At 69.5% G+C, this 12,210-nt stretch carries 11 protein-coding genes; 5 read left to right on the top strand and 6 right to left on the bottom strand.

The window, feature by feature from the left end:
- Positions 1 to 308: 308 nt before the first annotated feature.
- Positions 309 to 656: a MerR family transcriptional regulator gene (locus SSOG_RS18185; protein ID WP_009715710.1), complete on the bottom strand. Its 348-nt coding sequence runs from the start codon at positions 654 to 656 to the stop codon at positions 309 to 311.
- A gap of 1,033 nt (positions 657 to 1,689) precedes the next feature.
- On the opposite strand from SSOG_RS18185, the gene SSOG_RS18180 reads away from it, so the two are divergent.
- The 4 genes from SSOG_RS18180 (at position 1,690) to SSOG_RS18165 (ending at position 5,382) form a co-directional block, all read left to right on the top strand.
- Complete coding sequence (locus SSOG_RS18180) at positions 1,690 to 1,893, top strand: cold-shock protein (RefSeq protein ID WP_009715709.1); 204 nt, start codon at positions 1,690 to 1,692, stop codon at positions 1,891 to 1,893.
- A 246-nt stretch (positions 1,894 to 2,139) separates the two neighbouring features.
- Positions 2,140 to 3,591, top strand: a complete 1,452-nt coding sequence (locus tag SSOG_RS18175) for a DEAD/DEAH box helicase (RefSeq protein WP_078510339.1) — start codon at positions 2,140 to 2,142, stop codon at positions 3,589 to 3,591.
- A gap of 88 nt (positions 3,592 to 3,679) precedes the next feature.
- The gene (locus SSOG_RS18170; RefSeq protein WP_009715707.1) at positions 3,680 to 3,988 is read left to right on the top strand and encodes an SCO5918 family protein; all 309 of its coding nucleotides are present in this window, start codon (positions 3,680 to 3,682) and stop codon (positions 3,986 to 3,988) included.
- Positions 3,989 to 4,257: 269 nt separating this feature from the next.
- Positions 4,258 to 5,382 (top strand): ADP-ribosylglycohydrolase family protein, encoded by a 1,125-nt coding sequence (locus tag SSOG_RS18165; RefSeq protein WP_009715706.1) that lies wholly within the window; start codon positions 4,258 to 4,260, stop codon positions 5,380 to 5,382.
- On the opposite strand, the gene SSOG_RS18160 is transcribed toward SSOG_RS18165, so the two are convergent.
- The 3 genes from SSOG_RS18160 to SSOG_RS18150 form a co-directional block, all read right to left on the bottom strand.
- Entirely contained in the window at positions 5,360 to 6,703 is a 1,344-nt protein-coding gene (locus tag SSOG_RS18160) for a glycosyltransferase 87 family protein (RefSeq protein ID WP_342634306.1), read from the bottom strand. The two genes, SSOG_RS18165 and SSOG_RS18160, sit on opposite strands and share 23 nt — an antisense overlap.
- Positions 6,704 to 6,893: 190 nt before the next feature.
- A complete protein-coding gene (locus SSOG_RS18155; RefSeq protein WP_039938003.1) occupies positions 6,894 to 8,465 on the bottom strand; it encodes a sodium:solute symporter family protein in 1,572 nt (523 codons plus the stop codon).
- Positions 8,466 to 8,779: 314 nt separating this feature from the next.
- Positions 8,780 to 9,559: an SDR family oxidoreductase gene (locus SSOG_RS18150; protein WP_009715703.1), complete on the bottom strand. Its 780-nt coding sequence runs from the start codon at positions 9,557 to 9,559 to the stop codon at positions 8,780 to 8,782.
- Between the two features lie 137 nt (positions 9,560 to 9,696).
- On the opposite strand from SSOG_RS18150, the gene SSOG_RS18145 reads away from it, so the two are divergent.
- On the top strand, positions 9,697 to 10,554 hold the full coding sequence (locus tag SSOG_RS18145) for a hypothetical protein (RefSeq protein WP_009715702.1): 858 nt from the start codon (positions 9,697 to 9,699) through the stop codon (positions 10,552 to 10,554).
- Between the two features lie 134 nt (positions 10,555 to 10,688).
- Here the strand turns inward: SSOG_RS18145 and SSOG_RS18140 are convergent, their stop codons facing one another.
- Together SSOG_RS18140 and SSOG_RS18135 are read right to left on the bottom strand one after the other, a co-directional pair.
- Complete coding sequence (locus SSOG_RS18140; RefSeq protein ID WP_009715701.1) at positions 10,689 to 10,898, bottom strand: DUF397 domain-containing protein; 210 nt, start codon at positions 10,896 to 10,898, stop codon at positions 10,689 to 10,691.
- Positions 10,899 to 11,076: 178 nt separating this feature from the next.
- Positions 11,077 to 11,949 (bottom strand): helix-turn-helix domain-containing protein, encoded by an 873-nt coding sequence (locus SSOG_RS18135; protein ID WP_009715700.1) that lies wholly within the window; start codon positions 11,947 to 11,949, stop codon positions 11,077 to 11,079.
- Positions 11,950 to 12,210: the final 261 nt, after the last annotated feature.

Genomic DNA, 12,210 nt, shown 5'->3' with positions numbered 1-12,210 from the left:
TCAGAAGTCGCCGGGGCCGGTTCCGTAGCCCAGGACGGAGCCGAACCTTCCGTCCGTGGAGGTGAGACCGGACGCCGGCCGCGGGCCACCCGCACCCGGCTCGCGGCCCTGCGGGCGCCACTCGCCGACCTGCACCCCGCGACGCTTCAGGCGTCGTATCCGGTCATGTTGTCGGCATTCTCATTGAGCCGCTTGAGGTCCACGTCGCTGAGGAACGGCAGCCCGCCGCAGTCGCGGCGGGCGCGGGCGAGTCGATGTGGTCCGGGCGGCCTGCCGCCGCCTTGGAGACGGGGGCCGGTGGGGCGTGGTCAGGAACCGTCGGGCTGCTTCGCGTCGGCGGCGGGCCCCCGCAGCTCTTCGTTGAGCCGCTGGGCTTCCTCCAGCTGGTCTTCGAGGATGACGATGCGGCAGGCGGCGTCGATCGGAGTGCCCTGGTCGACGAGTTCGCGCACGCGTGCCGCGATGCGCAGCTGGTAGCGGGAGTAGCGGCGATGACCCCCCTCGGAGCGCAGGGGGACGATGAGGCGGGCTTCGCCGACGGCCCGCAGGAAGGCGGGTGTGGCGCCGATCATCTCCGCGGCGCGGCCCATGGTGTACGCGGGGTAATCGTCGTCATCGAATTTGTCGGTGGGTCGTTCTCGGGGCTTCGAATTCATCGCACCTCTCTGCGGGACGCGTCGAGGGGCCCTGGTGCCATATGACACCAGGGCCCCGAGGGTTCAACACCATCTACCGGCGCCGTGCACCGGCCTTCTGTTTCCGCTGCCCGCCTTGGGGGCGAGGCGCGGGGATCGCGGCTGCGTGACCGGGGACCACCTTCCAATCCGGGGCCTGCGGTACCCGAGCGGACCAGGTCCGTGCTCGGGCGATCCTGATGGCGTCTCCCTCCTTTCCTGTTTCTCTCACTGCTCTTACCGGCACTGCTGTCGTGCGTCATGCGTGGTGGTCCTGGGAGCCACCCGGCCCGGCAGCCAGTGGCGGGACCTTCCTGCACTTCCCGGCCCCGCCACTCCGCTGTCGTGCCGTGTTCCGCTCGCGGCAGGTCGTCTCTGCCGCGCCTGACTGACGTCGTTGGCTACGCGAGAAACAGTAGCCACAGGAGCGCCGTATGTCTACTACGGCCGATGCAGATTTACCCCTGCTGCCGCAACAGCCCAGGGTGGCCCGGACTCGGTAGGGCCGGAGGAGTGAAGGTGACGGTGAGGCGACGGTTACCCCGGCCGTCACCGGTGCCTGTCCTGCCGCGGTACGGATGTCGGGTGGTTGGCGGATCCGGAGCGGCGCCCCACCTCGCCTCGCCGGTTCGGCTCCCGCGGGGCCTTCCGTGGATCCACCGGTGTCGCCTCCGGCGCCCACCGCGTGGCCGTCTTCCCGGCGGCCGGCCGGCCTCCGGTCGCTCCCCCCGCCGATGCCCAATATGTAATGCCGCGACCGCAGAAATAGCCTCTGAATTGGTGAGGAGTTTTTGCCCCATCGAGGGTGACTATCAATTTCCGTGCATGATCCCGTGCGCCATGCTACTGTCGTTGTCAGTTGCAGTTGTGGTTCCCAGACTTCAAATGTTTTCACCGTCGCATATGGCGGGAATTCTTTTGTATTTTCCGGTGCATTTCCGGAGGGGTGATCATCGCGGCGACGCGGGGTCCGCAAAGTGTGGGCTCCGGGCACTGCGCCCGAAGGAGATATGGCATGGCTACTGGCACCGTGAAGTGGTTCAACTCGGAAAAGGGCTTCGGCTTCATCGAGCAGGACGGCGGCGGCGCCGACGTCTTCGCCCACTACTCGAACATCGCCACCCAGGGCTTCCGTGAGCTCCAGGAGGGCCAGAAGGTGACGTTCGACGTCACGCAGGGCCAGAAGGGCCCGCAGGCCGAGAACATCGTTCCCGCCTGACGCTGACGCGTACAGCGAAGCCGGGGCCCGCACCTTGGGTGCGGGCCCCGGCTCGTTTTCCCCGACGATCCGGCATCTTGAGCGCCCGCCTCGGCGGCGTATGCCGATCATCTTTCGACGCGATGGGCGCATCTGTTCCGCCCCGCTTCGCTTCGTTTTACCTATTCGGTTCGTTCTTGCGATTCTTTTATATGCGGCTTACTGCTGCCGAGAATTCCTCGACGTGCCGCATCGAGGAAGGCTTGCATGAAACGCACTGCCCGAACGACCCATCGCTCCGCCCGCCCCCGCTTCGGTGGGAACGGCCGTCGTCCCGCTGCGCCGCAGGGAGAATTCGCCCTGCCGGTCACCCGGACCCCCGCTCTGCCTCCGGCCGAGACCTTCGCCGAGCTGGACATGCCGCCCGCGCTGCTGGCGGCCCTGGCCGCGGAGGGCATGGCCGTGCCGTTCCCGATCCAGGGCGCCACGCTGCCGAACTCCCTCGCGGGCCGCGACGTCCTGGGCCGTGGACGCACCGGCTCGGGCAAGACCCTCGCCTTCGGCCTGGCCCTGCTGGCCCGCACCGCCGGACAGCGCGCCGAGCCCCGCCGGCCCCTGGGGCTGGTTCTGGTCCCCACGCGGGAGCTGGCTCAGCAGGTCACCGACGCGCTCGCCCCCTACGCCCGGGCGCTGAAGCTGCGGCTGACCACGGTCGTCGGCGGTATGGCGATCGGTCGGCAGGCCGGCGCTCTGCGCGGCGGAGCCGAAGTCGTCGTCGCGACCCCAGGGCGGCTCAAGGACCTCATCGACCGTGGTGACTGCCATCTGAACCAGGTCGGCATCACCGTGCTGGACGAGGCGGACCAGATGGCCGACATGGGCTTCATGCCTCAGGTGACCGCCCTGCTGAACCAGGTTCGGCCCGAAGGGCAGCGGATGCTCTTCTCTGCCACCTTGGACCGCAATGTCGACCTTCTGGTCCGGCGCTACCTGGCCGATCCGGTGGTCCACTCCGTCGACCCCTCGGCGGGCGCCGTCACCACGATGGAACACCACCTGTTGCACGTCGACGGCGCCGACAAGCACGCCACCACCACGGAGATCGCCGCCCGCGACGGCCGGGTGATCATGTTCCTCGACACCAAGCACGCGGTGGACAAGCTCACCCAGCACCTGCTGAACAGCGGCGTCCGCGCCGCCGCACTGCACGGCGGCAAGTCCCAGCCCCAGCGCACCCGCACGCTGGCCCAGTTCAAGACCGGCGATGTGACGGTACTGGTGGCCACCAACGTCGCGGCCCGTGGCATCCACGTGGACAACCTCGACCTCGTCGTCAACGTGGACCCGCCCGGCGACCACAAGGACTACCTGCATCGCGGTGGCCGCACTGCCCGGGCCGGCGAGTCCGGCAGTGTCGTCACCCTCGTCCTGCCGGGCCAGCGCCGTGACATGACCCGCCTCATGAGCACGGCCGGCATCACCCCGCACACCACCAAGGTCCGCTCCGGCGAAGCCGAACTGAGCCGGATCACCGGCGCCCAGGCGCCGTCCGGTATCCCCGTAACCATCGCCGCGCCGGTCGTCGAACGCGCCAAACGCGGCGGCTCCTCCTCGCGGGGCCGGCGCAGCCGCCCGGGCCAGGCCCGCCGCGCCGCCGCAGCGGCCCGGACGGGGTCGGGGGCCTCGCAGCGGCGGTCCAACTTCGGCTCGGCCGCATAAGTCCGGGACCGGACGCTCACGTACGGCTCCGCTGATCTCTCCGGCCGGCCATCCGATTCCGGCTTCTCTTCGACCTTGTTGAGGCATTATGCGCTGTGTCATCGCCCGCTTCCCCTTCGACCTGATCAAGAGTGAGGTGCAGGAAGCGATGGCCGATATCAAACCCGAACCCGTCACGGGCGACTTCGTGATCATCGGCCGCCGTCATTACCCCGTGAAGCAAGTGGGTGCGGTCATCACGCGTCAGGACCGCCGTGACTTCACCGCCGACGAGGTCACCCGAGCACTGACCCGCCTGGGTTTCACCTGCCGTTCCGCTCCCGTATCCGTAGCCGACGCGGCCGACTCTCCACTCAAGGCGGCGTCAGCGCTGCTCGGATCCCCGGAACGCGCCTGACCGGGATCGACACGGCTGCACGATGAGGGCCCCGACCGTATCGGTCGGGGCCCTCATCCGTCTGCATTCAGCGGTCTGGACAGCTGGTGTCGCCCACCGTCCGTTATCCGGTGCGCCATTTCGGAATGAGACGGTCCGCCGCATCATTCGTGATGACGCCTTCACAATGGGTCGCCCCATTGACGGCATCCAGAAGCGATCAAAGAGTGTCCATTACAGTTCGAGGACACTCCCGGGCCATACACGGATCGTAGAAAAGGGGAAAGGTCGTGACCGCAACCGTCAGCGCAGCGACCGGCGTATGGGGCCGCGCCGAACAGCAGGACTTCCGCAGCCGGGTACGGGGCTGTCTGCTCGGCGGGGCGATCGGGGACGCCCTGGGGGCGGCCGTGGAGTTCTCCTCGCTGGCCGACATCCGGGCGGAACACGGCGCGCAGGGCGTGACGGACTTCCTGCCCGCGTACGGGCGGCGCGGCGCGGTCACCGACGACACCCAGATGACGCTGTTCACCGTGGACGGCCTGATACGCGCCCAGGTGCGCCGCGACACCGGCGCCTGGCATCCGCCCACCGACATCCACTCCGCGCACCGCCGCTGGTACGCCACCCAGCGCGACTGGGGCCCCGACGAGCGCCGCGAGGACGACGGCTGGCTGGCCCGCGAGGAGTGGCTGTACGCCCAGCGCGCCCCGGGGCGGGCCTGTCTGACCGGGCTCGGGGACGCGACCATGGGCACCCTGGAGGCGCCCAAGAACCCCGACTCCAAGGGGTGCGGCGCCGTGATGCGCTCCGCGCCGTTCGGGCTGCTGGTGGGGTGGGAGCCGCAGCTGGTTTTCCAGCTGGCCATCGAGTGCGCGGCCCAGACCCACGGCCACCCCACGGGATACCTGGCGGCGGGCGCGTTCGCCCTCATCGTCCACGGGCTGGCCCGCGGGGAGGCGCTGGACGGCTCCGTCCAGCGCACCCTGGCCCATCTGTCCGGCCGCCCCGGCCACGAGGAGACCACGGACGCGCTGCGGCGCGCACTCGGCGCCGTACGCCAGGGGCTGCCGACGCCCGAGCGCGTCGAATCGCTCGGCGAGGGCTGGACCGGCGACGAGGCGCTGGCCATGGGGCTGTACTGCGCCCTGGTCGCCGAGGACGTACGGCACGGTCTGCTGCTCGCCGTCAACCACGGCGGGGACAGCGACTCCACGGCGGCGGTCTGCGGCAACCTGCTGGGCGTGCTGCACGGCGAGACGGCGCTGCCGCCCGCGTGGCTCGCCGAGGTGGAGGGGCGCGGCACGATCCTGGAGCTGGCCGACGACTTCGCGATGGAGATGACCCAGGGCCCCGCCCTGCACAGCCCCGAGAACTCGGCGCCCGCCTGGCTCAGCCGCTACCCGCGCGCGTAAGCGCCCGCGACGCGCTCGCGGTGGGATGCGGTGCGGGACGGGGCGTGGGCCGCGGCCCGGGGGCGCTGCCGCGCAGGGCGCGGAAGGTGACGCAGGCCGCGACCGCCAGGAAGGCGATGCCGATGATCGGGTAGACGGCGGTCATCAGCATCTGGGGCGGCGTCTGGTGCAGCTCGACGCGCGCTTTCACGCTGTGCGGGGCGTACCAGATCATGAAGGAGCAGAAGAGCAGCCCGGTCAGCGCCGTCCAGCCCGCCCAGGCCCGGGACGCCCGGCGGACCGTCTCGACGGCGAGCAGCAGCACCATCGGGAGCGCCCACACCCAGTGGTGGGACCAGGAGACCGGGCTGACCATGAGGGCGGTGACGGCGCAGCTGACGGCGGCCCAGGCGCGGGCGTGCGGCAGGGCGCGGTCGTCGGCGAGCTGGGCGGCGACGGCGGTCGCCAGCCCGACGCAGCCGATCAGCGCCGCCGCGGCGAGCCACCACAGGCCGGGGTCGGGGGTGTGCAGCATCCGGGCGAGGGCGCCGCGCAGGTTCTGGTTGCCCGAGCCCTCGACGTCACCGGGCCGGTCGGTGGCGAAGAGGACCTGCGTCCAGAAGCGGTGGGAGTCGTACGGCAGGGCCAGCGCCGACATGCAGACCGTCCAGGCGAAGGCGGCCGTGGCGACGCCCGCCCGCCGCAGATGGTCGCTCCCGAAGCCGTATCCGGCACGCCGTCGCAGCCGCCGGATGGTCTCGATCAGCCCGGCGGCCGCGAGGAAGACGATGAAGAGCCCGGGGGTCAGCTTGATCCCGGTCGCGATGCCGGTGCCGACCCCGGCCCAGCGGTGGCCCGTCGGGCGGGTCAGGTCCCACAGCACCAGGACGGCGACAGCCAAGTTGATCTGGCCGTAGCGCAGGGTCGTCCACACCGGTTCGCACCACACCGCGAGCCCGGCCAGGGCCAGGACGGCGGCGGCGCGGGGGACCCGGCGCGGGCGGGCCACGAGCCGCAGGGACAGGTGGGCGAGGGCGACCATCAGGGCCAGGTTGACGGCGGTGCCGAAGGTACGCAGGACGCCCGTGCCCATGAGGGTCAGCGGGGTGAACAGCATGGCCGCGAACGGCGGATAGGTATTGGGCAGATGGTGCACGCTTGCCCGCATGTCGTACAGATCCGCCGCATTGCGTACGGTCCAGCCCTCGGCCTGGTAGACCAGCAGATCCACCATGGACACTTCGGCGGCGCGCTGCGCGATCCAGAAGCCCGTGAAGGACAGCAGACAGAACACCGCCGCGCAGAGCGTGGGCCGCCGAGTGATCATCTGTGTCGCGGTCACGGGGGTCGCTCCAGAGGTGCATGAGGCGGCAGACGGCACAGGCGGCCGACGATAGTTCATTCCGGAGGATGGCCCCACCTGGGGGAATGGTTGCCTGTGCGGGCCACAGTCATGGGCCCCGGCCACCCAGGAGCGAGAGGGTGACCGGGGCCCGGTGGCGCTGCCGCCGTACGACGCGGGCGGTGCGGCGTCAGTCGGACGCGCCCGAGACCTTCGTACGGCCCGTGGCGTCCGGCGCAGGAACGGTCCGCGCGGCACCCGCCGAGCCCGGTCCGTCGCCGTCCGAGTTGAGCGAGGCGAGGATGGCGTCGCGCTCGGGGGTGTCCTCCGGCTTCAGGTAGCCGATGGCGATGAAGAGCACGAGCGAGACCGCGAGCGGGACGGCGACCTGGTACTCCAGGTTGACGCCGCCCTCGACCGCGTCGTTGATCGGGTAGTTGACCAGGTAGAAGGCGATCAGGCCGAGCGCCCAGCTGGTCAGCGCCGCCGTCGGCCCGGACTTGCGGAAGGCCCGCAGCATGCCGAGCATCAGCGGGATCGCGATCGGCCCCATCAGACCGGCGACCCATTTGATGACGACGGTGATGATGTCGCCGAAGAAGTCCGAGTTCACCTGGGTGGCGATGCCCATGGACAGGGCGAGGAAGAGCAGGGTGGTGTAGCGGGCGGCGAGCAGCCCGGTGCGGGTGCTCCACTGCCGTACGGACTTGAAGATCGCGGGCATGATGTCACGGGTGACCACCGCGGCGATCGCGTTGGCGTCCGAGGAGCACATGGCCATGGTGTGCGAGAAGAAGCCGACGATGACCAGCCCCAGCAGCCCGTGCGGCAGCAGGTGTTCGGCCATTTCCGCGTACGAGTCGGCGGGCTTGTCCGTCTTGATGATCAGCGGCGCGACCCACATCGGGAAGAACAGCACCAGCGGCCAGACGAACCACAGGACGGCCGACAGCCGGGCCGAGCGCTTGGCGGAGTGGGCGCTGTCGGTGGCCATGTAGCGCTGCGCCTGGTTCCACATGCCGCCGTTGTACTCGAAGGTCTTGATGAAGAGGTAGGAGAGCAGGAAGATCAGCGTGTACGGGCCGACGGTCGGCTCGGCGTGGCTGTCGGGCAGGTCGTCCCAGACGGTCCAGAAGGTGCTGAAGCCGTCCAGTTCGTTGAGCACGGCGATCAGCATCGCGATGCCCGCCACGAACTGGATGACGAACTGGCCGAGTTCGGTGAGCGCGTCGGCCCACAGCCCGCCGACGGTGCAGTAGACGGCGGTGACCGCGCCCGTGATCAGGATGCCCTGGTTGAGCGAGACGCCGGTGAAGATGGACAGCAGGGTGGCGATGGCGGCCCACTTGGCGCCCACGTCCACGATCTTCAGCAGCACTCCGGACCAGGCCAGCGCCTGCTGGGTGGGCAGGTTGTAGCGGTTCTTCAGGTATTCGAGGGGGGACGCGACACCCAGTCTGCTGCGCACCCGGTTGAGGCGCGGCGCGAAGAGGTTCGCGCCGATCGCGATGCCGATGGCGATGGGAAAGGACCAGGTGACATAGGAAGTGACGCCGTATTGGTAGGCGATGGCCGCGTAACCGGTGAACATCACGGCGCTGTAGCCGGACATGTGGTGCGAGATGCCCGACAGCCACCAGGGCATCTTGCCGCCGGCGGTGAAGAAGTCGCTGACGTTGTCCACGCGTTTGTGGGACCAGACGCCGATGGCGACCATGACGCCGAAGTATGCGATGAGTACAGCCCAGTCGAGACTGTTCATGTCCCCTCCCAGGGGTCCGCCTTGTGAACGGGAGCGCACTTCGCCGCGACGTTCCTTGGGGCGGTTCCCCCGAGCGGGAGCGGGGTACTTCCGGGATTGAACCGCTTGTCCGGGTGGCCGGTCAAGGGTTCGAGAGGTCACGAGTGTGAACACAAGTCAGAAAGAAGAACGATTTTACGGTTTCTTGACCCGTCGGGGCGTTGTCGTGCACGCGTCCGCGAATCCAGGATGAGCGGGCACTTCGTCAGACGCACGCCCACGCATCGATGGGTCGGTACGGGAGCGGGATCCCGAAAGGCCGGACAGGAGTCGCGCTAACGCATCAGTTCACCGGCGTTCACCAGCAGCGACTGTCCGGTGATCGCCCGGGCCCGGTCGGAGGCCAGGAACACCGCGGCCTCCGCCACATCGCCGTCCGTCGCCAGGTCGGGCAGCGCCATCCGGCCCGTGAGCCGCTGCCCGATCTCGGCCTCGGGCACGCCCTCCGTATGCGCGGCGAACTGGACGTACGCCTGCACCGGCGGCCCCCACATCCAGCCGGGCTGCACGGTGTTGACCCGGATCCGGTGCGGGCCCAGCTCGCGCGCGAGCGAGTACATCGCCGAGGTGAGCGCCCCCTTGGACGCCGCGTACGCGGCCTGCCGCACCTCGCTGGGGGCGGCGACCGACGACTGCGTACCGATGAGCACCACCGCGCCGCCGTTCCGCTTGAGCGCGGGGAGGCAGGCCCGGGTCATCCGCAGCGTCCCGAACAGGTTGACGTCCACCACGCGCCCCCAGGACGCGAAGTCGGCGTCCTCCAGACCGCCGAAGTGACTGTCCAGTGCGGCCACGTTGACGACGGCGTCGATCCGGCCGAAGCGGTCCAGTGCGAGCGCGGCGAGCGCCTCGCACTGGGCCTCGTCCGCGATATCGGTGGCCCGATGGGCGGTGCGCGTACCGTCCGGGTCCAGCTCCTTCGCGGTTTCGGCCAGCCGCTCCCCGGTGCGCGCGCCGAGGGCGACCCGGGCGCCCTCGCGCAGGCAGGCGGCGACGATGCGGTGGCCGAGGCCGGGGCCGACACCGGAGACGATGACCGTTCTGCCGCGCAGCATGGGGCCTCCTCGGGGCTGACGCCGCGTCAGGGTAGGTGCCCGGACCGGAGATGGCCATACCCGGCCCGCATCGTGTGCCGAGGGTGCGCGGATCGTGCCGCACCCCTCCCCAGCTGACGTCGCGTCAGCTACACCTGATGGGCATGACGAGCGACGCGAGCGAGGACACCCGCGGCGAGCTGTACGCAGAACTGGCCTCCGTCGGCCCCTACGGGGTGCGCCCGGGGCACGCCCTGATCACGATGGTCGAGCCGCATCCCGGCCATGAGTACGCGTACAACCGCTGGTACGAGGACGACCACTTCATCGCGGGCGCGATGGCCATGCCCTGGATCTACGCCGGCCGCCGCTGGGTCGCCACCCGCGACCTCCAGCTCCTGCGCTACCCGGAGAAGTCGGCGGTCGCCCAGCCGGTCACCGCGGGCTGCTACCTCACCGTCTACTGGCTCACCGAGGACCGCTACGCGGAGCACATGCGGTGGACGGTCGGCATCAACAAGCGGCTGAACCGGGACGGCCGGGTCTTCCAGGAGCGCACCCACGTCCTGACGGCCTTCCACGACCGGGAGGCGACCGTCTACCGGGACGGGGCGGCCGGACCGCGCGACCACCACGCCCTGGACCACCCCTACGCCGGGCTGGTCCTGGAGGTCGTCGAGAGCGAGAGCCCCGAGCGGCGCGATGAGCTGCTGGAGTGGCTACGGACCTGCCATCTGCCCCGCCGCCTGGCGGGCTCGCCCGCCGCGATGGTGACCGTCTTCCGCCCGACCCCGCTGCCGTCGGACCGGATGGCGTACGTCAAGCAGGTGGAGGGCGTCGACACCAGGCTGACCCTGCTCTGGTTCCTCCAGTGCGATCCACGCGAATGCTGGGACGAATACCTGACGGGGCTCGACACCGATGTGGAGCGGTCCGAACTGGGCCGGGTGGAATTCGTCGCGCCGTTCATTCCGACGATTCCCGGTACGGACCAATACGTCGCGGAGCTTCGATGAAGGCGACGGAAACCGAAATGCGACGAGCCCTCTCGGCAGGGACGGCGGCCGGTCGAGAGGGCTCAGTGGCTGTGGTGCGAAACTGCGGTTCTACGGGGCCGGACCGCACGGTCGCGGCCGGTCGAACAGCGGGATCAGCCGAGGTCGAAGGCTCCGCCGTGGACGTCGGCGACAAAGGCCGACCAGGAGGCGGGGGCGAAGCTGAGCGTCGGTCCCTGCGGGTCCTTGGAGTCACGCACGGCGATCTCATCGACGACCGGGGAGGCGACCTCTACGCACGCGCCGTTTCCTGCGGAGTACGAGGATTTCACCCAGGTACTCGTCTTTCCCTGCTGAATGGACACAATTGCTCCGATGCGTTTTGTTGACGAGATGCACCCCCGTTTGGAGGCGAAGCCGACGTTACTCGTCAACATCGTCACGAAAGGTGGCCATTCACTCGACCGGGTGGCATATTCCATTGGCCTCTTCCGCGGCAGGGTACGGAGGTGTACGCTCCGCCCTCGCTCCCGACCCGCGTCGTCAGCCCTCCCCGTGCCGGCGCGCGTGGTCCTGTGCCACCTCGGTGATGAACTGACGGCTCTGGTCCACGTTCAGCGCCTGGGCCCGCAGATGCTCGTACATCATGCTGTAGCTCTGCACATCGGTGAGCTTCTCCAGGTAGAGGTCGCTCGTGACGCCCTCCAGATAGACGACGCTCGTATCCGACTCGTCGGAGAACTCCAGGATGGTGAACTGCCCGCTCATGCCCGGGTGCGAGCCCATGCCGAACGGCAGTGCCTGCACCGTCACATGCGGCTCGTGGCTCATGCGGACCAGATACTCCAGCTGATCGCTCATGATCTTGTGGTTGCCCACCACGCGCCGCATCGCCGCCTCGTCCACCACGGCCCACAGTCGCAGCGGGCCCAGCGGATCGGTGATCCGCTCCTGCCGCCGCAGCCGCACCTGCACCCGCTGGGCGATCTGGTCCGGGGCGACCTCGGGCAGCGCCCCGCTGATGACCGCCTCCGCGTACTCCGGGGTCTGCAACAGCCCCGGCATCACCTGGGGTTCGTAGACCCGCAGGGACGCCGCGTCCGTCTCGAAGCCGATGTAGACGCTGTACGGGACGTCGCCGAAGGCGTTCCACCACCCCTGCTGGCGCGATTCCTTCGCCATTTGCATAAGGGAATCGACCAGGGCCTTGTCCTCGACCTTGTACGTGCGGCAGAGATCGCGCACATCGCGCTGGCTGATGCTGCGACGGCCGTTCTCCAGTCGGCTGATCTTCGACTGGGAGACCATCAGCTCCTCCGCCACCTCCTCCGCCGTCATGCCCTTCTCCTGGCGGAGCCTGCGCAGTTCCTGGCCCAACCGGCGTCGCCGGACAGTGGGGCCGACGTTCGATGTCACGGGACGTGCACCTCCGGCTTCGTACTGCTGATACATGCTGTTCAGCAGCCTGCCACTACCGGACCCGGCCGCGCTGGGAAATGGCCCGACAAAGACCGTACAAAGGGCGATCGAACACGCGCGCGGGGCGGTGGGACGGCCGGTCGTCCGGAACGGCCGTCCCACCACCCCGCGCTTCAGCGGCTCCCGAACCGGGTCGGTGGGGACTGCGGTGCGGTCGGTGGAGCGGAATGGTGCTCGCTGGTGCTGTATCGGTTCTGC

The sequence above is a fragment of the Streptomyces himastatinicus ATCC 53653 genome, assembly GCF_000158915.1.
Classification (GTDB): domain Bacteria; phylum Actinomycetota; class Actinomycetes; order Streptomycetales; family Streptomycetaceae; genus Streptomyces; species Streptomyces himastatinicus.
The sequence above is the reverse complement of the archived record's forward strand: the minus strand, read 5'-3'. Positions and strand labels throughout refer to the sequence as shown.